Here is a 24,687-nt window from a genome sequence, read left to right as displayed (position 1 = left end):
ATGCGGACCTGCGCGTCGGTGACGTTCACGGATTCGTCGACCAGAATCTGGACACGGACCGGGCGCGTCGATGTCGACGTCGACGGTGGAGCAACGGACGCGGCAGTACCTGGAGGTCCTGTTTGCGCTTTGCCAGGAATAGCCCAGAGGACGATCGAGAAAACGGCGCAGACCCCAACTAGCGCGCGCCCGAAGTGTGCCGTGGACAATTGGCTGGCCATCCCTAACCCCCGTCGGTAGCGGACTCCGCCAGACCGACAACCTGCCGCGGTGGAAACCGTACCGGACTACAGCCTTCGTCGATGGCCATCTTGCAATCCCGGCAATCGACGGAATTAACAGTACGTGTTTGTGCGGATGCTCGTCGTGAGTGCATCGCCTTGGTGGGTTCAGGCTGTCGCTCGGGCTGAACATCGTCAGACATTGCCCAGTCGGGGATGCCCGATGAGAACCTACTCCGTAATCAGCGGGTGTTGTTGACGGGTTGCTCGGTGTCCGCTCCGGCGGTGCGGTTCGTACGGTTCATGCCGTTCATACGGTTCGTACTTTTCATGCGGTTCAGGTGGTTCGCGTAGCAAAAAGTGCAAGCATCGCGGGTATTGTTCGGGTAAACACACAGACAATCGGCCGCGGAATATTCACTTGATTCGGGAAACGGGATGCGCACCGGTAGGATCATCCTTCACTATGGGCCACCACGCGGGGGGAGCGTCCATTGGCGGCGAAACAGCCGGGCTTGAAGGGGTGGCGGGCATGGCCGCCGCATGTCCCGGCCATGCGCGGCATGGCCGGCGTACTGATCGTTGGCATGCTTGTGGCGGGGGTGGCCCTGCCCGCCCGTGGCCAGCCGCAGCCGAGCGTCACGCCGAGTGCCGCCGCCTCGGGCGGCGCGTCCGCTCCGGGGGTCGCCAGTAATGATCTGCCTGCCCAGCCCGTTCGGATCGTGGTCCTCGTCGACGAGTCCGGCAGCCTTTCCGACCAGGACGTCGTCAACGAACGTAACGCCGCGTCCCTGATCGCGGTCGCTGACATCTCCGCCCGGTCGCAGGTGGCGGTTGTGGGCTTCGGGAGCTCCGACGGCCGGATCGGGCAGAGCGCCGTCAGCCCGATCTGCCCGCTGACCGCTGTCAGCGAGCCAGGCAACCAGCAGGAGCTGCTGCGGTGCGTCAACACGCTGCACCGGCGGACCGCCGAGGAAGGCAACAACACCGACCACGTCGCCGCGCTCGACCAGGCTCTGCAGATCCTCGCCGCGCCTGATGACGCCGACCGCGCCAAGATGATTTTCTTGTTGACCGATGGGCGGCTTGACGTCTCTGGGAGCCCTCAGTACGGCAGCCCGGACGCTGCTACCCGTAACACCGAAGCGCAGCGGCAGCTGACCGAAAAGATCAATGAGGCTCGTGACGGCAAGGTGCAGATCTGGCCGATCGGCTTCGGCAACGTCGACATGGCCTCCCTCGACGGCTACGCCACCGGCGGTTTTCAGGGGACCTGTAACCGCTCGAGCGATGCCAAGCCGCGGACGAACATCTACACGGCATCGAGCGATGTGATCAAAGCGTTGCTGCAGGCGTTCGCGTCGGCCCGCTGTGCCGGGCTCTCTGGCTACGCCCAGGACACCCTGGCCGGTGGAGACTCCGTTGAGCTGTCGGTCGACATCCCGGTCATCAGCACCGACGGGTCGATAGTGGTGCTGAAGGGCAGCGACAAGGTCAGGGTCACCTACCTCGACCCGCGCGGCGTTCAGGTCCCGCGCGAGAGCCCGGATTTCGACGGTTCGGTACTCCAGGCAACGACGGAGAACGCGACCGCCGAGTCGCTCCATGTCCGTAACCCGCGTCCAGGCCGCTGGAAGGTGCGCCTTGCCGCGCCCGCGGGGGTCGCCACATCCACCGTGGCGGCCTCGGCGATCTGGCAGGGCCGTCTGCGTTCCTCGATCGCGGTCACACCGCCCGCGCCCCAGGCCGGCCAGAGCGTGGACGTCCGGGTACGCCTCCAGACCCGTGCCGACGCGGTCACCGACCCGGCTGAGCTGCGCACGCTGACGGTCCGCGCCGAGGCGTCCGGTGACGGCATGCCGTTGCGGAGCGTCCAGGTCGCTGATGACGGCAAGGGGCCCGACCGGCAGGCGAACGACGGCGAGTTCGCCGGTCAGGTCACCATCCCCAGTACCGCTACCGGCAACCTGGTCTTCGTCGGCCGGATCGACGCGACCGGCGTGGTGGGTGACGAGCGACCGTTCACCACCCGGACCGCCAAAGGGCCAGCCGCTGTCACCGGCGACATCAGCGTCGGCGGCGGCCGGGTCGCCCCTGGTGGCAATCTGCGTGGGAAACTCGTCATCAACACGGCGGACGGCCAGCCGCGCACGCTTGGCCTGCGCCTGGTCGACCTGGACCCGGGCACCCTGGCCGAGCTCAACCCGGCGACGGTCGCGACCGGTGGCTCGGGACGGTCCGAACAGGAACTGACCGTCAGCTTCCGGGCCGGCACCAAGCTCGGGCCGGCCAGCGGTGAGATCGATCTTGTCGATATGGCCGACCCCGCCACCGTTGTCGCGGTTGGTTTCTTCGTCGCGAACATCGGTTATCCGCCATCGCTGTTCCAGCGCCTGCTGTGGCTGTGGATCCTGCTGGCGGTGGCGGCGCTGGCCGCGCTGGTCTGGTGGCGGGGCCGGCGACGGGCCCGTCGCGCCCGTCGCGACGTCCGGGATCTCACCATGGTCCTGTACCGCAACAACACGGAGCTCTACAAACTCCGTGCGCCAGCGACACCGTCCACCCGGTTTCCCTTCGCGGTCCGTGACCCCCGGGGCAGGCTGGCGCGCCTCGACCTGGCCGACGGCCGGGAAGACGCCTATGAGACTCGTCGCGGCGACAGCGGCGAGCTTGTCGTCAGGACGCCCGGCGGCACGACGATCACGCTGACGCGCGGCCGGCCCACACCGATCGGTGACGGGCTGGCGCTGGGCTTCCTCGACGCACGCACCGCGTCAGCCGGGGGGCAGCCGGGGGCTCGCGGGGGTGGCGGGAGCGGCGCCGGTCATGGCCGTTGGGCGGAACGCAACCGTTACCGGCCCGGCACGGACGCTGGGGGCCGCGTCCCCAGCGGCGCCGGCGCGGCATCGGACCGGACAGGCCGTGCGGGTAGGCCGGCGGCGGGCGGTTGGCGGGACAGATCCGGCGGGGCTACCGGTTTCGGTCGGACACCGGGCGCGTCCCAGCGGGAGACCGGCCGCCGGGGCGGTCGTGGGGACACGGGGAGCAGCGATGACACTTCCTCGGGCGGCTACGGGACACGGTCGTGGGACAGCGCTGCCCGGCCTGGCCGCGGCGCGGTATCGGATGAGACCGCGGTCACCGGACCCCAGCCCGGTTCGTCCCAGCCCGGTTCGTCCCGACCAGGCTCGGCGTGGTCCGATGTTGATCGTTCCCGTGGCACCGCTGACACCGGCCTCTGGGACAGCGGGCGTCGGGCCGGCCGCGGGGAGCCCAACGCTGCCTCCCGCCAGCCCCGGGCCGAGGAACGCGGCGGGTACGACGCCGCGGGCGAGGGCGGGCACGGCGGGTACAACCCGGGCTCCCCGGATGGGCTGGATCTACATGACGAAATAACCCAGCCTGGTCGCGACGGTGGGCGCAGGCCCCGAGACCGCGACCACTTCGACGGCGATCCCGAGCGGGCATGAGAGCCGAGCCGCCCAGGGCAGTGGAGGCCGATTCCCGGCCCCACAGCTGTGGGCGATGTGACAAGGAAGCGAGCGAGTCCGCATGAACATTTACCAGCCGATGATGTTCGTCGGGCTGGGGGGCACCGGTTGCCTCATCGGAGCGGAGCTGGAACGCCGGCTTCGCAACGAGCTGTGCGGACCGGACGGCCGTGATCTGATCGGCCGGGTCCCCGGCCAGGGCTATCTGCCCTACCAGCTGCCGGCCTGCGTCCAGTTCGTGTACGCGGACCTGAACGAGAGCGAGCTCACCAAGCTCCGCGGCCGGGTGGTGCCGGGCGAGGAACACGAAGCCGCCGTCGCGCACACCCAGCACATCACCCATGAACTCGTTCCCCGTTTCGACACCTACCCCCAGGTCGCGCTGAGCCTGCGCACCAACGCACCCCGGTTCGTCCGCGGCTGGCTGCCGCCGCCCGCCGGGGAGCCCCGGGTCGCGCCGCTCGTCCGCGGTGCCGGGCAGCTGCCCACGGTCGGGCGGGCCGCGCTGTTCGAAACATTCCGCAACGGGCTGGAGCCGGCCCAGCAGCCGGTCGCGCGGGCGATCGGGATGATCGGCAACTCCGGCGATGAGCTCTCCCGGCTTGGTGGGCGGTTCGGCCAGACCTGTGATGTCTTCGTCGCGTTCTCTGTTGCCGGCGGAACCGGCGCGGGCATCTTCTACGACTACCTGTATCTGATCGGCGAGGCGTTCCAGCGCACCGACTACCGGGCGCAGATCTATCCGCTGGTACTGATGCCGTCCGCCTTCGAAGAGGGGATGGGCGGCGGGCGGCGGGCCCGCCTCAACGCGGGCCGGGCCCTGCTCGACCTGTTCCGGCTCGTGGATGACCAGAACGGATCGACCGCTGGCACCGAACTGACCGCCACCGGAACCAGCGGGACCCTTGGGGTGTTCTACCCGGGCCAGGAGAAGGCGACCGCGCTGCTGCCCGCGACGATCCAGACGGCTTTCCTGTTCAGCGGGAGCTACGGGGTCCGCCGTGATGACCTGCACCGTTCGATCGTGTCGCTGATGCTCTCCCTGGTCGGGACGGGCAAGAGCGATACCGACGGCGCGACGGTCGGTGATCGGCTCTACCAGTCGTTCGCTGACGACTTCATCAACCGGGGCGTGGAGCGGGAGGTCCCCGCGCCGTCCGGGATCGGGCTGCGGGGTGTGTCGACCAGCCTGGTCGCGTCGATGGACGTGCCGGTGGACGATCTTGCCGACATCGTCGCGTCCCGGCTGCTGGCGCGTGCGGTCGACGTGCTTGCCGGCATCGCGCCCGGAAGCGGGGAGGACAACGAGCCGGCGATCGAGGAGTTCATGGCCGCGGCGAATCTCGAACCGCTGCTCGCCAGCAGGCCGCTGCCGTTTACCGAGGTCACGGCCGTGCGTGGTGCCCAGGAGATCATCGGAGCGCTGCGAACCCGGGCTCGCGCGATGGAGGACAGTGTCCTCGCGCTCGAGGACCGGCTGCGGGCCGACGTCCCCGACATGGTTGCCACCTTCGACCCGACCAGGGCGGTGGACGCGCTCCTCGGCCGGCTCGACCTGTTCCGGGTTCGCCGGGTCGTGCTCGGTGACAGCCGCCTGGACTACGACGAACAGCGCGGCGGCGTGGCCAGGCGGCTGGACGACTACCGGCGGGAACCGTTCGCGCCACCCGGGGTCGCCTTCAGCCCGCCGCAGCCTGTTGACGTCCGCGACCGCCGGCTGGGCCTGAGCAAACTGCGCTGGGGCGACCCGTATGTGCAGCAGACCCTGGCAACCCAGGACGACTGGTTCAGGTGGCGGGCACAGTCGGTGTGGAGCGCTGCCTGGATGAGCCAGGCGGCCCGGTGGGGGCGCATCTTCGAACGGGTACGCCAACAGCTCGGCGCGGTCACGGCCGCATTCGACGATCACGCGCAGAACGAGCCGGGGACGTTCGCCAAGCGAAGCGCCGAGCTGTACCGCAACCGGGTCGGCGTCACCTATCTGCTGCCCCCGGTGGATATGGAGGCCTTCTACCGGGGGGTGCTTGAGCGGTTCGTCCGGCGCGACCACAGCCGCAACACCGCGACCGAGGCGGATGTGCTCAGGTCCCTGCTCGGCGCCGACGGCTGGCGCCCGGCCTGGGCCGCGGCGATCGACCGCGGCCCGACCGCGGCTGTCGCGGTCGTCCGTGAGCGTCTCAAGCAGGAGGTCAAGAGGCTGTTCACGCAGGAAAGCGATGCCAACGCGGACGCGCTCCTGCCGACGATGGCGAAGCTGCTCGCCGGTGCCGCGCGGCGTGAGGCCATGACGTCCGTCACCGACGAGGTCCGCCAGTTCCAGGCGAAGATCCACGGTTTGGTCCCGGCCAACTTCACCCCGCAGGGCTCCGGGGCGCTCAAGGTACTCATCTCCTACCCGGCGGGCGGCGCTGACCCGACGATCGAACGCTTCCTGCGGGAGCAGATCCGGCTCCCCCGGGAGCCGAGCATGGTGGTCGAGTTCCGGCCGATCAACGCCGAGTCGATCGCGGTGGTGCTGTTCCGGACCTCCATGAGCATCACCGAGGTGCCCGAACTGCGGGAGATCCTGCACCACTGGTCCGACGCCCTCGGCAACGAACAGCCGCACGACTTCCTGAAATGGCGCCAGCGGGTCGGGTACGACTACGGCTGGCTGGCGACCACCGAGGAGCACCGGGTCCGCATCCTGCACCACCTGTTGTGCGCGATGTGGAACGGCAACATCCGCACCCGGGGCGGTGAGCGCGACTCACCGGCACAGGTGCGTGTGCAGCTCGCCGACGACGACGAGCACCAGGTGTCGATGACCCTGTCGCTGGCGCCGTTCGAGCCGGCGTCGTCGTGGGGCAGCCTGCTGCGGGCCTACGAGGACTGGACCCTCGCCGACGACGAGCAGATCAGGCGTGACTTCTGCGAGCAGCTCATGCGCACCCTTCCCGAAGGCGTGTCCGGCCGGGCGAAGCAGCCGAGCGAGCTTTTCCTGCGGATGCTCAGCCTCGCCAGGGAACAGGCGGTGCTGCTTGACGACATGCGCCGCGGGCTTCCCGCTGGCAGCCGGGGCTGGGCGGGTCAGCTGCACGGGTTCTGGACGAAGACGTTCAGCGCGGCCATGGAGATGCCGTTCGAGAATGTCTCGCTGCGCGCCCGCACCAACCTCGCCGAACTGTACGAACTGGTGGTACGCCGGCCCCGCGGCGTTGGCCCGCTGGCCGGTGGCGCACGGTCCGGGCCGGCCGAGGACGCCAGCCAGCGGGGGCCGGGCGGCTCCGGACCCGCTGAGGCGAGCTGGGAGGCGGGGGAACGCCGCGGCCGGGACGGCTATCAGCGGGCCGGCCGGCAGCACAGCGACGACAACCACGACGGCCGGCGGCCGGCCGAGCTGCGTAAGGATCTCGATGGCGGAGGGTTCCCGGGCAGCGGAGCCGGAAATCCCGGGGACGGCCACCGGAGCGTTGACTATCAGGCCGATGGTTATCAGATAGATGATTATGGGGCGGATGGCTACCAGGCCGACGATGAGGGCTGGTCGTGACTGACTCGACCCTGGCCCGAGCCACGCCGACGGTCGTCGAAATCGATCTCCGTACCCGGTACGCCGAAGTCATGGATGTCGAGCGCTTCTCCGACATCCAACGGGTCTTCATCCGGGATCTGGGGGTGGCGGAGAGCGACCCCGGCCGGGTGCTCCTGATCGACGACTCCCGGTCGCTCGTCGAGCATGCTCCGGGGCTTGAGCGGATCATCACAGCTCGATCGGTGAACCAGGTCGTCTGCCTGGTTGTTGGCCCGCCCAACGCCGAGTATGCGCAGCCGGCGCACGTTGATGGCCATGGTTACCCGGCTGACCGCGGTGGCGCTGACCACGGCGGAGATCCCGATCCGTATGCCGCCAATACCTACGACCACGACCGCCAGTACGTGGCTGACCATGGCCAGTCCGGCTACGGCGAGTCCGGCTACGGCGAATGTGGCACAGGAGAGCCTGGCTACGACGACGTCACTGTCGGCCATCCCGATATGGATGATCGTTCCTGGGTGGGCGGCGGCTATGGAGAGCGTCCGGGCAGGGGCGAGGCGGGCGGCGGACCGCCGCGTTCGGACCGCTCGAGCGAGTCGGTGCGGGCCGCGGCCAACCGTTCCGGCGGTGACCGCGGGCGCTACGGTAGCCGGCCCGGCCGCGGGGGTGCCGGCGCGGGCGCGGCCAGCTCCACCGGTGGATCATCCGTGGGTGCCTTCCCCGCGGACGGTTCTGGTCCACGCGGTGGAACCCGTCTCGACCCGGCACGAATCGGGCTGGTGAAACCGTTCGTCCTCCGGGCGCCGGTGGCCACGCTGTGGGTGAGTGATGCCCGCGGAGTCGGCTGGGGCATGGGCCAGACCCAGCCGCAGTCTCTGCCGTCGTTCCTGGATGACGCCGACGATGGTCCGGTGCTGTCGGCGTTGCGGGACGCCCTGTGTCAGCATGAGGTCTTCGACGCCGTCGCCGAGAAGGTCGGCTCCATGGCGGATGCGACGGCCGCGCCCGGTCTGCGCGCGGTGGTCGGCAGGGTGGATGACGGAGTGCTCGCCGACGCCCAGCTACGGGCGCTCGATCGGTTGCTCGCCCCGCATCTGGACGCCGATGGGGCGAGCGAGCCACCATCGGATCTCGTCACCGGCCCGCTGCCCCTGTTCCTTGGGATGAACGACCGCCGCGCGGACACCGTGCTGCGGCCCGACGGCTTGATCAGTTCATCGTTACAGGCCTGCGGGAGCCGGATCGCCGACGCCGCTGCCGCGGTAGCGGGCATGCGTGGCTGGCGGGTGCTGTTCACCGGCCGTCAGCCGGGGATGGCCGTCCGGTCAGCCATGCGACAGGCCGCGGCCCAGCTCGCCGAACTGCGGGAGAACCTGCGGGCCGAGTTCATCGAGATCGACGGCAGCCGCGGGCTCGACCAGGCCCGGCGTAACCACCTGGCTGAGCTGGGCGTGGTGACCAGCGAACCCGCCGGCACCACTGCCCGGTCGGTAGTCAACAGCCTGCGCCTCCTTACCGACAACGCACTGGACGCGGGCCACTCCGTCGTCGAGGTCTCCCAGTGGCTCTCCGAGATCGCCCGGCGGCTGTACCCGCGGGGGAGCCGTGAGTACGTCGACGACTTGGACCGCATCTGCCCGGACGATATTCTCGACAATCTCGATAATCCGGACAGGCTGCGGTTGAGTCTCGCCGCGCCGTGGGTGCTCGGCCCGGTAGCTCTGTTCTGCTTCCTGGCCGCGCTGTGGTCGCCGCTCGTCGGTGTCGTCGGTGTCGTCGGTGCCGTTGTCAGCCTCGTGCCGGCTCTGGCGATCGTCATGATTGTTGTGCTGGGTGGTTGGCTGCTGCTGAACGCACGCCAGGTCAGCCCGGACGAAGCGGGCGCGCTGGACTTCCTCGCGCTGCTGGCTGTCGCTCTGGTCGCGGCGGGCGGCGGTTGGTATCTGCAGTGGTCCGGCCGGCTGGGGATCATCCCCGCCTCGATCCGGCCGGCACTCGCGGCTGTCGGGCTGGCCGGGCTGCTGCTGTGGCCGCTGCGGGTGTGGGTGTCCGCGGTACGGCGTTGGCAGCCGTGGTCCGGTGGTGCTGTTCCGGTGGTTGACGACCTCCGCGCTTTGGTCTGTCGGGTCGCGTTGTACGAATGGGTGCTTGCCGACAGCCGGCGGGACGCGCACGACGCCACGAACGCGCTGACCGGCGCGTTGCTGGACATGCAGACAAAGCTGACCGATCATGCAATGCTCCTGCGCGGGCATCCCATCGGGGAGCAGCCGGACGCGGTGCCCGGGATCGACGTCGAGGTTGCGGCATTGCTGCGTGACCAGCGGGGGGAGATCGCCAGAGTCGTCCAGGAGGATCTGGTCGATCTGATCCAGACCGCGCTCCAGCGCTGCTGGAAAGATCTTGAACGGGGTGCGCCGGACGCGCTGCCGAACTACGTGTCCGCGGAAGCCGAGCACCTCCTTGACGTCTACGCCGAACATCTTGCCCGGCGGGGCGTCCACGAGGCCCCGCCGTTCGGCCGGCCGGGGGAACGGCGGGCGGTGCTCGTCGACGCCGTCTGGACGGAGTCGCGCCGGGTCGCTGGCGTGCTGCGGGCCACCAGGCTCGACGTCGGCATCCAGCAACTGTGCGGGCCGGAGGAACTGAGCTACCTCGATGTCGCGCCGGACCGCGCGGACCTGATCCGTTTCGCGCCGCGCGTGGTCAGGGCCGTGCTCGGCCGCGGTGCCGCCCGCGCGGCCCGCCATGCCGGCGGTTCTGATATCCCATTTCCCGGAAGCGACCTGGTCTGGACGACCGGCGGGCAGGTCGCCGGTGTGCTGCGCCTGGTCCGGCTGCGTTCCGGCGTGGTCGAGACGCCCGCGGAGGGCCGGCTGTGACACGTCCCGGTTCGACATCGGAGCCGCCGGAGGGCGGACAGACCAGACGCGAGGACGCCGGGTCCGCTGCCCGCGGCGGACGCCGGCCCGGCCGGGACGAGCCGGCCGGCGCCGGCCGCCGCGGTACGAACGGTTCGTCACCGGGCGCCTTCCCTGCCGGCGGTGATCCACGCAGGGAGCCGGCCACCGGACGGGCCGACAGCCTGACCGAACTCAGCTACGTCACGACCTACGGCGAACGGGAGCAGCTTCGGATCCGGGCCGGTGACTGGGAGGAGCCTGGCCAGCGCCCGCCGTCACGATCCGTCCCCTACCGTCGGCGCCGGGTGTCCAACCCGGACTCCAATCAGGAGTTCGTCCAGAAGATGCTGCCGAGAGATCAGGTGACCGCGGACAGCTGCGACCTCATCGACAACGAGATCCAGATCGGGCTGCATCTACTGCGGACGATCGGCGAGACCCGATACCCGGTGGAGCTGTCCAGGCTGGTCGGCTATGACGCGGATGCCGAGGAGCCGTTCATCCTGCTCGCCGAGCGAGGCGAGCCTGCCGGCCTGTTCAGCAGGAAGATATCGGCGACGAAGTACGAACAGTTCCAGGTCAGCCTGTTCCGGGCGTTGAGCATTCTGGAGGCGGCCAAGGTCGTGCACCGCAACATCACCCCGGGGACGGTCCGCTGGAACGACCCGCGGGTGCAGATCACCGACTTCCAGCACGCCCGGCTGAGCGGCGAGCCGGCCGGCCCGGCTCCGTCGCCTCGCTGGGCCGCGCCCGAGGCGCGCCATGGTGGCCTTCCCGCGGATCCCGCCGCGGACCTCTGGAGTGCCGGCCTGGTAATCGTCCAGGTGGTGGGGGGACCGCTTCCGCCCGGTATGACGGGGCCGCCCGATCTGCACGCCGTCGGTGGCGGACTGGACCGGACGCTGGAGGGTATCTTCGCACCAACTCCCGCAGGCCGGCCGTTGATCGAGCTGTTCATGCGGGATCTGGGTGCTTTGCGGGATTTCGTCCCCGTCGGGGCCTACCCGGGACCGGTCGCGATGGATCCACGTTTTCTGGAGGGGCGCCGGCGGTTCGCTGAGCTGTCCAGGAGTAAGAGCCGGACCATCCCGACCTTCGACACTTATTCTGGTGACCGCTCATGACCACTGATAGCGGCGGCTTCCGCTCGTCCAGACACACCGTCCGCTGCCCGATCTGCCTGGACGAGTTCGTCTGGGAGGACGAGCGCCAGCTGTATGAGCGGATCGACACCCCAGTGGCCGCCGAACGGTACCGCCTGCTGGAGATCCCAGCGACCACCTCCGCCATCAAGCGCCGGGACCGCGAGCTCGACGCGTGGAAACGCTGTCCGGACAGCGATGGCGAGCTGACGGCCCCTGACGGTTCCAGGATCGACCATTACCTGCCGGAGGCATACGCGAAGTACGGCCGCCCACTGGTCATCGGCTTTGTCGGTTTCGCCGAGAGCGGTAAATCCCACCTGCTCGCCTCGATGGTCGGTGAGATCGAGTACGGCCGGCTGGAGACACTGGGCCTGGATGCGGACCCGGTGGACGCGGGCGTCCACCAGAACTATCTCAGCGAGTTCGTCGACCCGTTGTTCAACGACGGGGAGGCGATCCAGAGGGACGGGATCGGCACGTCAGAGAGCGGCGCCGAGTTCAAGGACGCGTTCCTGCTCTCCAATCCCGACCTGGGTGTGACCCGGGCGGTGACGTTCTTCGACATCTCGGGCGAGATTCTCGCGGAGCGAAGCCCCTACACCCAGTTCATCCTGGCGATGGATGCGCTGATTTTTGTGGTTGACCCGGATGTCGCGATCAAGGACCAGGCCGGTGGCTCCAGCGGATGGAACCGGCCACTTCGACGGGACAACGCGTTCGCCACTGTTCTGCACCGTTTCCGTGATCAGGAGGCTGCGCGGGAGAAGCCGGTCGCCATCGCAATCACCAAATGTGATCGATGGCGTTTCGAACAGCCGGTCTCGTCCTGGCTGCGCAGGGATGGCCTGAGCCCGTACCGGTTGGCCCGGCAGCCCGATCTGGCCGCGATCTGGGCCGAGAGCGCCGACGCCTTCGCCTTCCTTCACCAGAACCATGCGCAGGCGTGGCTGCGACCTTATTCGTTGTTCTCCAAGGCGACGTTGCACTTCGTCTCAGCGACCGGTTCGGAGGCTGTCGAGCTGATCTCGCCCCGGAAGGGCGACCCGAACGCACCCGCTGTGGGCGTCAGGAAATTCGCTCGGGGAGTCCGGCCCAAGAGAGTGCTTGATCCGCTGGCGGCGATCCTGGCCATGAGCGGCATGTTGGGTGACGAGGCCCGTACCGTCGGCGGTGATTCCGGGAGGCCGGAAGAGGGTGGAGATCGCTGATGTCCCGACCGCATACACCCGACCAGGAGATGCCCAGCTCGATTGCCGTCGACTATCTGGTCTACCGGTACGACCCGCCGCGGCGTGGTGGCGGCCGTTCCGGCTTTGCGCCAGCGGAATCCAACCTGCAACCAGCCGAACGCGAGTGGTGGCACGAATCGTATCGCCACTGGTGGGAACCGAGAGGTACCGACATCAGGTGGGGGCCGAGCGTCTGCTATCTGATCGCTCGGGACCTGGCCGGCAGGAACCGGGCTATACTCTGTTACCGTAAAGCTGGTACCAGCGTAGCGCGAAGAGATACCGTCAGCTTCCTGTTGATCGCATCGCCGGCTGAGCTCACGGCCGGTGTTGCCTTGGCACTGGCTGACTGGAGCTGGGCCGCGGGTACGTTTTTCGATCCGGCGATCAAGCCCAATCTCCATTGGTACATGGAATCCGTTGCCCGACAGCGGGCGCGGGTGCCGTCCAAAACCACCCCCTATGTTGTTCCGGCGGCCGGTGACGGCAGGTACGAAAACATCCTGATGCGGATAATTGTTGATCTCCTGGAAAAATCCAATGAGAATTATTCCCATCACCTGCTCGTACCGGGGGTCGAGCCGAACGATGCGGCCCGGTTGTTGGAGAATGCACTTGGCGCACTGGACAACGATTGCTGTCAAGCTCTCGCCAGGCGTTTTTCATTCTCGACTTCACAGAAAGACAACATACCGGCCGCTACGGCGCCGCGGGTGGTTTTCGCGACCCAGAAATTCACCTGGCAGGGTCGTGATGTGACCATCCTCGACGGCCGGGAAAGCCTGCCGGACCAGATTTTCCTAACGGCTGCCAATATTCTTGTGCGGGTTTCCCGTCGAACTGATCGCCATATTTTCGACGAGGTTGTGTCGGAACCGTTCAACCAGGATGATCCCCGCGGGTGGTGCGAGCGGCTGACGGAGAATTCCGGCCTACGGGGATGGCTGAGCTCGCCGGAGGGGCCTTCCATCCCGCGTCCTGCCCCTGTCTTGCCCGTGGCCGAAATGCCAGCAACCCCATCTTCGGTCCCGTCCTCGGCCAGCATACCCATAAGCCCGGGGAAGCCTCCGCACCCCCTGCCTCTCAGGGAGCATGTGAGCGCCGTATATGGAACGGGGATCCAACGGGTAGCGGAAGAGGCGAATACTGAGATCGCGGTCGTCAACATTCTTGTCGACATGATTCGCGATATGGCCTGGCTGACGAACGGGGACGTCCTCGGACTGCGGGCGGTCAGCCAGCTCGTATTCGCTCCGGGGAGTGATTTCGTTCCTTCGCAATTTGATCTTCCTCGCCGTACCGGCAGTGTTGATACAAAACTGCCCAATTATATTCTGCGGGTGGTTGACGAAACGGTTTTCGCGATCTTAAATAGAAGAAGTGATGTAATCGGCGAGCTGCTCGGAGGCGTCAATGCCGCTGCGGTCGCCGCTGATTCAAGCTACGTGCGGCCGCCCGCGGAGGCGGCCGAGCTGAGCAGGACGGTCCAAGAGCTTCGGTCTCGTTTGGCACGGAAACGGCAGGAGTCGAAAGAGGCCGCGGCCAGGGAAGCACGCGACGCGGTGGGCGCTCTGTGCGAGGGCCGGCTCCTGGCGGGCATGCGGGACGAATCGTCCCGGATCACAGTACAGAATCCACCATCCACTTTCGAAATCATTGATCTGCTCGTCGATCTGTTCCGGCTCGGCGGTGGGCTGACCGGCCCGCACATCGCCACCTTGCATTGGATATGTCTTCGCCGCTTCCGCGATAGTCCGTTCCCGATACCCTCCGTTGTCGCGGATGACGCCCAGGCGCTCGAGGACCTCCGTGCCGAGGTCCGGAGACGGAACCGTACCGTCGAGAACCATGAGTTTGAGGAGGCGCTTCGAACTGAATGCGCCGCGCGGGTCCAATACGGCCGGGAAATTGTTCAAAGGGTAATTTCTGAGGTCACGGTCGTGGATCTGCACGATCAGGAATTGATCGACTGCCTGGTCGCGGGGATTTACTCGCTGGCCGGTGAGCCGATCGGTCCGCAGATCCGACGAGAGCTTGAGAAGCTACGCGGACAGGCACACCGGGCATTCGAGCGCGATCGTGCCACGGCTACAGTCCCCCCAACGGAGCCTCCGCCGACGGTGGGCTCATATCGTCCTCGGGATCCTGATGAAAGCCCGATCGCCACTCAGCCGACCATTTCCCGGCCCACGGGTGCTGATCTGACTCCTCTCGGACCAGCACCGCAGGCCGATGCCGATTACCGGCGGTCCCAGAACAACCGGCAGCCAACCTGGTCGTCGTCGCCCTCAACCTACGTTCCGCAGGCACTTCCCCCAGGGCAGCAGTCCCACCGTCCCGAATGGACTCCGGCTGCCGGGACTGGCACTTCCCCCGCCAGCGGCGTGGAGCAAAGCGGCCGACCTGGGAGGATAAATCTCGGGGACCCACGTGTCTTCGTTCCTATTATTTTTCTCATTTTCCTCATTCTCGTTGTTCTCATGATTGTGATAGCTGGCCAAGAAAAAAGTCCCGTTGGTATTTCTGTCGTTGGGGCGAACGGCGATTTCAAGAATGTTGTCAACAGCGGCGGAGTGTGGCAGGCGCCTGACGTCCCCGCGGTCTTCGCCGAGGCCGCGCTGCATGCGGCGAGCGCACGGCCAGCGCCGGATAAGATTATGCTGACGGTTTCCAGGAAGTGGCAGGACAGGGCTGTCAGCGCTTTGGACGGCGCCAGCGTCGAGGGCATCGGGGGTGTCAGTAGCAAGCCCGCCGGGGCGATTGTTATAATCGATCCCAAGGACGGCGGGGTACGGGCGGTCGCCACCCGTGGCCAGGCGGCTGGCAACAACAATCTCGCCGTGGGCCTGGCTGTTGATCCCGGTGAGCTCACCGCGGTGCTCAGCGCGGTCGCGATGGACAAGGACGCACTCTCCCGGCTTGTCAACCCCAGCTCCGGGGAAGAAAAGTGCGGGAAGTTTCCGGATATGATTCGGTACCTCTGCCCGGGAACCGCGGCGTTCCTCCAACAGCAGCTGATCCAGGGCAGCTCGCTCGACAGGGTGCAGAAGATCGCGTGCGGTCTGGGATTCGACGGTATGCCTCATTCGGTGAACGGCGTCCAGGTCGCGGCGTCGTCGATACTGCTGGGGAAGAGCTGCGGGGCCACGTCAGCGGTGGCTGCTGATGCCCCGATCCGGGTCACGCCCTTTCAGCTGGCGGTGGTGGCGTCCGCATTGGCGGCCGGGAGCAACGGTAATCCTCCGCCCTGTCCGCATCTTCTCGTCGAAGCTCCAGCGAACAGGTGCGCGATCGGGATCGGTGACGTGAGGCTGGCTGTTGAGGCAGCGCAGGAAATACGCAAAGCAACGGCGGAGGGAAACCCGGGCTTTGCGCTGATGACGAGCTCGACCAGCGCCGGCTTTGTCGATGGCGACAAAGCCGGCTGGGCGGTCGGTTTCGCCCCGGCCAATAATCCAACAGTTGCTATCGCGGTGTGTGTGAGCGCTGCCACCACGGACCCGCAATCGGTACGGCTGGCCGCAAGGGATACCGCGGTCGCGGTTCTCCGGGAGGTCCAGTGATCTTCGCCGGAGGGCGCGGCTCGCGCGACGGCAGCCCGCTGGCTACCGGGCGGCTGCGTCGTCGGTGACCAGGTCACCGACGACGATAGTGGTGTCGTCGCGGGCTCCAGCGATCATAGCGGCGTCCACAAGCGCGTCGGCGGCCTGTTCGGGGCTCATGGTGCCGAGTTCCATCAGCAGACCGTCCAGCTGTTCGGGTGTCATGACCTTGGTGATGCCGTCGCTGGCGAGGACGACCCGGTCGCCGGCCTGGACCGGCTCCTCCAGCAGGTCCAGCTCCACCTGTTCGTTGAGGCCGATCGCGTTCAGCAGCGGCCCGTTCTTGATGGCGTGCGGGGTGGTGAGCCGGCGAGGCCGGCCACGCCCGGGCTGCAGCCACACGGTGCTGTCCCCGACATGCGCGACGAACAGGGTCTCACCCGTGTCATGCTGCCGGCCGAGAACGACGACGTCGAGGGTGCAGGCCATGCCGTGCCAGGACGGCTCCTGCAGCGGCTTCTCCCGGACCGTCCGGTTGGCCCGGTCGAGCGCTCCCCGCAGGCCGTCGCGGGGGTCGGCCGCGTACTGCGGGCGGAAGCTCGCCACGGTGGTCACCGCAAGGGTGGAGGCGATCTGGCCGGCCGCTTCGCCACCGACCCCGTCGGCGACCGCCAGCAGGCCGTCGAGGACGACGAAGGCATCCTCGTTGGGACCGCCGCGCTTGCCTCGTCGGGTCCGCCCCGCGGCGGCCAGCCGCAGCGCTGGCGAGGTGGAGACATCGGGCTCGTTCGCGACCAGCGGGGATACCGGGGGAATCGTCTGCTCCGGTGGCAGCGTCGCGGCGTGGTCCTCCCGCGGGCCGCCAACCGCACCGGCGCCGGCATTGCCGTGGTCCGAATAGTCGGCGCTCATTCGAGTGATCGCCGTTTCGTCGGTACCAAAGCCATCCTGGCCGCCGGGCATGCCTCGTTCCACGTTGCCAGGGTACGGCCCGTCAGCACGGTGGCCGGCGGCGTGAGGCACGTCAATGCCTGCTGTCGCGGCCGGGGGCGGGTCGACGGGTGGCGGTGTCCACCCGGTCGTGTCCTGTTGACGGGGCTGTCCGGCGGCGGATGCCGCCGCGTTGACCGGTGCGGCTGTGGTGACCGCGGTCGCCGTGGCTTCGAAATCCCGATGCGCGGAGTCGTGGGCCGGCTGGGTCGACCAGACGTCCGGCTGCCTGTCGTCGGACAGGTCGGACAGCGTGACGTAGGCGGTCGTCGGTGGTTCACCGGATGGCGGTGGTATTGGCGTGGTGGGGGCCCCTGCGGTCCCTGAAAAGGCCGGCTGGCCCAGGCTGCCGGGGCCAGCGGAAGCCGCCGGTCCACCCGGTCCAGCCGGTCCACCCGCGCTGGCCGGACCCGCGCTGGCCGGTCTACCCGGTACGCCCGCTCCAGCGGCGCGGGTGGCAGCGGCCGGGTTTCTCAGGGAGCCCCGCAATGTCGCGAGGACCCCCTGCCGCCGACGTCGGCGTTGTCTGGGCCGTGGGCTCCCGGTGGGCGCCGCCGAGCGTGGCGGATGCGCCGGCCCTGGGCCGAATCCTGAGGCGCGGCTGGAGACGACGACGAAGAGAATCGCGCCGATCAGCAGCACCACGATCAATGTGATGGGTACCACCGAACTGTCCATGGCCTCCGTCCCCCACGTGCGGGTATTCCGATCACGCTAGCGGACGTCCGCGCTGGCGTCCCCCGTACCCACTCAATGGCATCAAGGCAGATCAGCCGATGGATGTGTCGCGACATCGACACAAGGGACCGACACGACTTGACCAGCGCTGACGAGCAGTGTCCGAAACGGGTCAGACCAGTGTCAGGCAGCCGTGCCATCGATGCCAGGACGAACCCGCGGGGACGGAGACGGTCCGTGGTCCGATGGGTGGCCGGGCACCGGTCAGGCCCGGACTGGTGCCCGGTCGGCGCACCGCAGGGCGCTGCGGGCGTGCTCGGCAAGGGCGGCGGCCCGGGGATGCCCGGCGATCTCGATCGCGCTGCACAGGGTCAGCACATCAACCCTCGCGTTCTCCGACGCGACGCAACCGGCCAGGTCGATCGCCTGGTAGCCGAGGTCGACAGCCTGCTCGACCTCGCCCGCGTCGACCTGGGCCACGCCTAGCCAGACCCGGTGGTGAACCAGCTCCCGCGGGTATTCACAGGCGTTGAGCTCGTCGACGGACCGGCTCAGATGCCCGATGGCGCTGGCGGCATCACCGAGGCACAACAGAGCCTTGCCGGCGTAGTACTCGATGGTCGACCGGGAGCACCAGTACACATAGTCCGGGTCCTGGGTGGGGTCGGCCCGCTCGATCTGGGTGAACGCCTCGGCGATCTCGGTCCGCACAGCCTGGATGTCGCCGGCCTGAGCGTGCGCGATGGCCAGGGAGCCGGCGAGTACCGCCTTCTCAGTCGCTGTGAGGACGTTCGCGGCACCCGCGCGGGCCGCGCGCAGCAGGATGACCGCGTCGGCGGGTTCGCCGTAGCGCACCGCCTGCTCGGCCATGCAGCGCAGGATGTTGGCGCCGATGGCCCGATCACCGGCCTCGTGGGCAGTACGCAGCGCTACCAGCCAGAACTGCTGGGCGATCTGGTGGCGGCCGCTGTCGAACGCGGCCCAGCCCGCCAGCCGGGCGAGTTCCGCCGCGACGGCATACAGCCGCGCGCGTTGGTCCTGGCTGTACGCGCCGGTGCGCAGCAGCCGGACGATCACCCGTAGCTCGGATACCGCAAGCCCATGTACGTCTTCCCCGCCGAGGACGTCGTCCATCCGCCGCAACGCGTCGACGCGCTCGGTGAAGCCGGCGACGAGCGCCTCGTTGATGTGCCTGCCGTTGAGTACCGCCACGGATCGGACGGGAGGCGCGACGAGCCAGGAGTGGACGACCGCGCCGAGCGTCGCGCTGGTGAAGGTGAGGACGGCGGGCCGTTGGACGCGGCTGGTCATCTCTTCCAGCGCGGCGTCAAGCCCATCGGACGCCCACAGGTGCTGGAGCGTCCATGGTGGGGCGTCAGCGGTCAGTGTGATTCCGTTGTGAACAAAACCGGCGCTGGCGGCGGTGGCCGCCGTGCCACGGCGAGAACGGCGGGCTCCAAGTTCCCGAGAAGCCCGTGACCGCCCGAGCAGACTGCTGGGTTCTCTCACGCCCGGCCTCCTCAAAATGGCCAGTCAGGAAATAGTCGTTGGCCTTGCAGCCGTAGTCGTAGGCTTCATCGTGATCACAGGTTGGTACCCGGGACATTCCAAGATAAACAGCAAAACCAGGCCGACGACTGCCGCTGGTGCAGCGTACGTCAGGCTCGGGGGCGGAACAAGTAGTGCAAGATTGCGTCCGCGGTGTTGTTATATCCCGAAGTGTGCAAGAAACCCAACGGTCGACCGGCTGTTGAGGTTCAACAGGTCGATGGTTGTGGTTGTTCAACCTCGTTGCCGCAACGTCCGTTCAGGCGGTGGCCGGGCTGCTGGCCGGGCTGGTGGCCGAGGTGCTGGCCGAGGTGCTGGTCGCGTTCACGGGCTGCTCCGGCACGCTGGGAATCCGTCCCGGCCGGCTGTTTGGCCCGATCATTTTGGCCCGATCATTCGGGACGGTCCCGAAGGCTGGGCACGGCTGGTGATCTGGAATGGTTTTCAAGGGCTGGGAAAATCCGGCTGCTCAGCTTCGCGCAGGATCTTCGCGCAAGCGGCGTCCGCGTAGCGGTGGCGCGAATATCATGCGCGTGGTCGCGGCGGAATCCCGCGCACGCAATTCCCGGTGTGCTGAGCGAAGGCCCTGGCTTAGAGCGCCCGAGGACAGGACTGTCCGGCTCGCGGCTCCCCGCGTCCCGCCCGGCCGCGTTGTCCTCAGTCGGCGCCCACCACCAGGGCGCCTTCCTCCGCCGCCTTGCCGGACCGGGCGCGGATGAGCCGCTCGCTGATCGAACGCCCTATCCTCGGGCGCTCTCAGGGATTATTGATCTTTGGCATGCCCGGTGGGCCCGGGGGCCGTGGAGAGGGGTTCCCGACCCTCCGTCCAGAGCCGGGAACCCCTTGTATCCTCTGACGCTCGAGCGCGCCGCGGGGTTGGCGTCGAAGGCCGGTCAGATCTGGCGGCCCGGTCCTGATCAATCCCGATCGGTATTGATCAGCCTCGATCGGGGTGGACGAGGTCGAACACATACAGGCCTCCGTCGCCGCCGACGACAAGCCGGTTGTCGGTCGAGTACCAGGCGACCGAACGCAGCGGTCCGTCCACTGTCAACGCGGCGATGCACTCGAACGAACCGGTATGCCATACCCGGACCGACTGGTCGTCACCGGTGGTTGCGAGATATCTGCCATCGCGGGTGAAAGCGAGGTCGGTCACTCGGCCCGCGTGGCCGGTGACGGTTCTGGCCGCGGAACCGGTCCGATGATCGAAAACGTGGATGTTGCCGTCGATGGCCCCGCACACGACATCGTGACCGCTCGGCGCCAGCTTCATCACCGCCACCGTGAATCCCTCCCACTGGATGGTATCCAGTGGTCTTCCGGTCGGGAGGCTCCAGCGCCGGAAGGTGCCGGTGCCGTCGACGGAAACCAGGGTCCTCTCGTCAGCGGTGATGTCGATCGCGCGGACGTACTGTTCGCAGTGCAGGGACGTGGTCGTGCCCCGCCGGATCCGCAGTCGCCTCGTGGTGTCGGCAACCGCGGTCAGGCGGCTGACGTGGATCCATCGGCCGAGCCGTCCGGCGAAGGCTATGTACTGATCCTGTGGACTGATCACTACTTGGGCGGGCGGCTGGACGGACGGCATGCGGGCAAGCGGCTGGCCTGAGCCGGTCTCGTAGAGACGGACGTAGTGGTCCTCCCCGGCGAGGGCGAGGATTTCGCCGTCCCGGCTGACCGCGAGCGAGGTGATTCCGGCGCCGGGCAGGACCCGCAGCTCGAGCCTGCTGGAGGAGTCCACCAGATGGACGCCGTCATGTTCCGCCGCGGCGAACCAGCCGTCGTTCGGGTGCGTCAGCACCGCGGCGGTACTGCCCGCGAAGACCGGCCGCTCGACCGGGCGGAAGCTTCGTCCGGCCCCCGGCCAGGCGCGGGAGGCGTCCCACAACCGGACGGTCGTGTCCTCGCCTGCTGAGATGATGGTTCCGTCCTCGTTGAGGGCGACTGCGGTGACCGGACCGGAGTGTCCGTGCAGGACCACCCGCCGGTCGTCGTCGGTGAGGTCCCAGACCCGGACCGTTCCGTCGTGGCCGCCCGAGACCAGCCGGTCGAGGCTGGGATGTACGGCCAGTGCAGTCACTTTTCCGGTGTGGCCGGAAAACGAGTGGGTCACCGTGCCGGTGGACCATTTTGTGATCTCTATCCGTCCGCTTTCCTCGCCGACGACGAGCCGTGAGCCGTCCGCGGTCAGCGCCACACAATGGCGCGGGCTCAGCCGTACCTGACGTGCCTGGCTTATATTGGTCGCGAGATTCACGAAATAGAAGACGTCGATCTTGCCGCCGGCGCAGACGATATGGTTCCCATCCGGGCTGAATGCCAGCGGCTTCGCGCTCATGATGCCACGGATGACCCGGCGCTCCTGGCCGGTGTCGACATCGATCACCCGAAGCGAGTCCTGATCGGTGCAGGCACACCAGCGGCCGGTCGGATCAAGCAGCGGTGAGCGGCCGCCCGCGAAGGGGCGGGTCACGGTGAGGTCGCCGGCCGCCACGTCCAGCCGCAGCAGGAAACCTTCGCTTGTCGTGAGGAGGAGATACTTCGAATCAGGAGTAAACCGGACGGAGAGGATCAACCCGCTCTTCGCCGGAGGAAAAACCATGCTTTGCTGGCCGCCGCTGGTCTCGCTGACCCGAACGGATGTGTCCGAACCCGCCGCCGCGACCCATCGACCATCCGGACTGGCCGCGATACCAACGACAACGCGTGGGTTGCCGGTGAGGACACGCAGCAGGGCGGGGTCTGGGAGATCGGGCATCGGCCAGGCGGGGGTGATACGCCCGGCTGGCTGGGCCGCGCTGAAGGTCCGGGCTGCCGCGCCGAAGTCCGGATCATCCCATAACCGGCTGACGAGGGTGGCCGCCTGCGCGTGCGCGGGGTCGGTCGGAGTCAGCAGGTAGGCGTTCTGTTCGATGCGGGTCCGCAGCAGGGGCGCACGCGGGTCCCGGGCCAGCGCCAGGTCCGCGTTGATCGCGGCGACTCCGTGCAGCCGCAGGCGAGCTGTTACCCAGCGTAAGTCAATGACCAGTGCGTCCAGCTCGATCCCTGCCGGGTCACGTGCCGTGTCGTCAGTGGTGCTCTCGGCGGTATCGGCGGTCGTGTCGTCGGCGGTATCGGCGGTATCGGCCGCTGTGTTGTCGATCATGTCGGCCATGCCAGCTATGCTGGCTAGGCGCAGGTGTCCGGCGAGGTGGTTCCACAGGTAGGGCTCGTCGGGCGAAAGCGCCCACCAGGCGGTATGCCCATCCGGTTCGGTTGGGAGGCCGATACGGTGCGCGTCTATCAGCGCGCGGTGCAGCGACGGTAACCGATCAGCGTCACCGCCAGGCCGGTCGGCGGCGTATTCGTGGCGCAACGCGCGGCGGATGTCGTCATGCAGCCGCAGCCCTGGTTCGGTCGCGCCGGCCGCGGTCGCGAGGGCGAGGCGTAACAGGTCGCCGCACAGACGGCTGCTGTCCTGCGGACTCAACTGGTCCAGCTGGGCCCAGAAACGTTCAAGCGTGACATACGGGATCGTCACATCCTCACTGAACACCGCAAGCGCCGTGACGAGCGGCAGGCGATCGTCACCGATCAAGGTCAGGCTGGCCGCGACCGCTGAGCTGACCGCATCGGAGCGCGATTCGCCGTCCGTAAGTGGGGACGGAAGGGTGTTGGACGGTGTTGCGGGCCATGACGGACCGGATGGCGGTGGACCGGACGGCGGTGGACCGGACGGCGGTGGAGCGGATAGCGCTGGAGCGGGTTGCGGTGGAGCGGCTCGTGACGGTCCGGCTTGTGACGGTCCGGGGCGCAGTAGTCCGGGGCGTAGTAGTCCGGGGCGGTGCTCCGAAGCGCGTTCCACCCAGGCGACGGCTTCGGCGAGCGTCGTGCCGGCATTCATCCGGGCCCGGAGCTGGCCGTTGACCAAAGAGATCAGCACTGGCCAGCCGCCCGTCATCGACAGCAGGCCCGTCAGGTCCGCGCCTGTCAGGGCGTCCCGTGACAGGCCTGTCGTCAACAGGTCGAATGCCTGGTCAGGTGGCATTTCGTTGACCGCGACCGCTCGTGCGTCGGCCGGGATGATACTGGGAATGCGGGTTGTCATCAACCGTATACAGCCGTGCCCGCCGATGAGAAACGGCTCGATTTGGTCGGTTCGCCACGCGTCGTCCACGACCAGCAGCCGGCGGCCGGTTCCACCCGTCGCGTCCTGGCCCGGACGGTCAAGGAGGCGGCCGAGATGGCGCCCGGCCTGGAGCGGGTCGACGAACGTCGGACGCCGCCCGTCGAGCACCTCGGCGAGCTGATTGACACGTCCAGCGAGATCCGGGCCGGAGATCTGCTCGCCGAGCGTCGTCCACAGGATGCCGCCGGAGAACCACTCCAGCACCTCGGGATCGGCACACAGAGCCTGGGCAAGGGTCGTTTTGCCCAGCCCGCCGGCACCGTGCAGCGCCGTGGTCATTGCCACCGGCCTGCCGTCGTGCGCACACAGCAGATCTACCAGCGGCCGGGACAGCTCGGGCCGCGGAATAGGGACCCGGGTCAGCTCTGGAGCCATGTTCACCGGTCCGGAGCGCGTTGCCCCGCTGGCCCCGATGTCCGCGCCGCTCGGGGCAAGTTCGACCAGAGCCTGGTAGAGCGCTCGCTCGAGACCGTCCGGGGTGGTGAAGTAGTGCGCGGTCACTCCGGAGTTCACCACCTCCTGCCGGAACACGGCTTGGCGTGGTCCGTGGTCGAGGTCGATGACGGCTTCCGCCTGGATGCTCGCCTTCTCGTCAAGCAGGAACGCCAGCCGGGGCATGCCGAGCTCAGCGGCCGTCCGGAACTCCAGCTCGGTGTAGGAGATATCGGGTGAGTCTTGGACGGGTGACCCGTAACGGAAGCCGAAAAGACCGACATAGACATCGGCGGTGGCAACCGCCTCCTCGCAGTAGCTGGCCGTTTTACCGTCCCGCGCGGTGAAATAGGCCATGTCGACGATGACATGCCCGGCGCGACTGACCGCCCGCTCGGCGGCATGGACGAACGAACCGGCCGCACCGGTGGGAAACCGCCGCAGCTCGGAGGTATGACTGAGAAATATCCGCAGCACCCTCGTCGCTCTACGCACAGGTGAACGGTACACAGCTGTCGCGGCCCCGGTTTCGGCGGCGCTCTTGGGGGCTCCGGCAACAGGGAACGCCGCATCGCGGGGCTGGGGCACGCACGCCAGCCCCGTTCCTTGATCCACGTCTCTGTCGCGGGCGCTCTTATCGGTTCACGGACCTGTTGATATATGACGTCCGCGCGTAATCACCAGGCGTTCCCGTTCGATGCGCGCCCCGGTGGCGATCAACCCGCGAGGTACGGGGGAACCCGCGGGTCCACCGTGTTCCCACCGGGACGCGAACAGAAGGTAACGAATTTCGTACCATCGGTGCAAGCTCTCGGCTTTGGCT

11 protein-coding genes are annotated in these 24,687 nt (G+C 67.9%); 7 read left to right on the top strand and 4 right to left on the bottom strand.

Annotated features, from left to right (window positions below; all coding sequences use genetic code 11):
• Positions 1-463: 463 nt before the first annotated feature.
• The gene (locus tag MJ777_RS13520) at positions 464-667 is read right to left on the bottom strand and encodes a hypothetical protein (protein ID WP_239376551.1); all 204 of its coding nucleotides are present in this window, start codon (positions 665-667) and stop codon (positions 464-466) included.
• A 48-nt stretch (positions 668-715) separates the two neighbouring features.
• Between MJ777_RS13520 and MJ777_RS13515 the strand changes: the two genes are divergently transcribed.
• The 6 genes from MJ777_RS13515 to MJ777_RS13490 all read left to right on the top strand — a co-directional run bounded on the left by MJ777_RS13515 (position 716) and on the right by MJ777_RS13490 (position 16,069).
• On the top strand, positions 716-3,691 hold the full coding sequence (locus MJ777_RS13515; protein ID WP_239376549.1) for a VWA domain-containing protein: 2,976 nt from the start codon (positions 716-718) through the stop codon (positions 3,689-3,691).
• Between the two features lie 82 nt (positions 3,692-3,773).
• Positions 3,774-7,244: a tubulin-like doman-containing protein gene (locus MJ777_RS13510; protein ID WP_239376538.1), complete on the top strand. Its 3,471-nt coding sequence runs from the start codon at positions 3,774-3,776 to the stop codon at positions 7,242-7,244.
• A complete protein-coding gene (locus MJ777_RS13505) occupies positions 7,241-10,111 on the top strand; it encodes a hypothetical protein (protein WP_239376536.1) in 2,871 nt (956 codons plus the stop codon). The genes MJ777_RS13510 and MJ777_RS13505 overlap by 4 nt, the downstream gene beginning before the upstream one ends.
• Entirely contained in the window at positions 10,108-11,256 is a 1,149-nt protein-coding gene (locus MJ777_RS13500) for a hypothetical protein (protein ID WP_239376534.1), read from the top strand. Before MJ777_RS13505 ends, MJ777_RS13500 begins: the two co-directional genes overlap by 4 nt.
• Positions 11,253-12,485 (top strand): hypothetical protein, encoded by a 1,233-nt coding sequence (locus tag MJ777_RS13495; protein WP_239376532.1) that lies wholly within the window; start codon positions 11,253-11,255, stop codon positions 12,483-12,485. The genes MJ777_RS13500 and MJ777_RS13495 overlap by 4 nt, the downstream gene beginning before the upstream one ends.
• Positions 12,486-13,600: 1,115 nt before the next feature.
• Positions 13,601-16,069, top strand: a complete 2,469-nt coding sequence (locus tag MJ777_RS13490; protein ID WP_239376530.1) for a hypothetical protein — start codon at positions 13,601-13,603, stop codon at positions 16,067-16,069.
• 42 nt (positions 16,070-16,111) lie between these two features.
• Here the strand turns inward: MJ777_RS13490 and MJ777_RS13485 are convergent, their stop codons facing one another.
• Positions 16,112-17,716 (bottom strand): PP2C family serine/threonine-protein phosphatase, encoded by a 1,605-nt coding sequence (locus MJ777_RS13485; protein ID WP_239376528.1) that lies wholly within the window; start codon positions 17,714-17,716, stop codon positions 16,112-16,114.
• 264 nt (positions 17,717-17,980) lie between these two features.
• A complete protein-coding gene (locus tag MJ777_RS13480; protein WP_239376518.1) occupies positions 17,981-19,225 on the bottom strand; it encodes an XRE family transcriptional regulator in 1,245 nt (414 codons plus the stop codon).
• A 269-nt stretch (positions 19,226-19,494) separates the two neighbouring features.
• Between MJ777_RS13480 and MJ777_RS13475 the strand changes: the two genes are divergently transcribed.
• Positions 19,495-19,695: a hypothetical protein gene (locus MJ777_RS13475; protein ID WP_239376489.1), complete on the top strand. Its 201-nt coding sequence runs from the start codon at positions 19,495-19,497 to the stop codon at positions 19,693-19,695.
• 506 nt (positions 19,696-20,201) lie between these two features.
• On the opposite strand, the gene MJ777_RS13470 is transcribed toward MJ777_RS13475, so the two are convergent.
• Entirely contained in the window at positions 20,202-24,359 is a 4,158-nt protein-coding gene (locus MJ777_RS13470) for a DUF4062 domain-containing protein (protein ID WP_239376487.1), read from the bottom strand.
• Between the last annotated feature and the right edge of the window lie 328 nt (positions 24,360-24,687).

This window comes from Protofrankia sp. Cj5 (genome assembly GCF_917627405.1).
In the GTDB taxonomy this organism is placed as follows: Bacteria; Actinomycetota; Actinomycetes; order Frankiales; family Frankiaceae; genus Protofrankia.
This window is presented reverse-complemented; position numbering and strand designations above follow the sequence as displayed.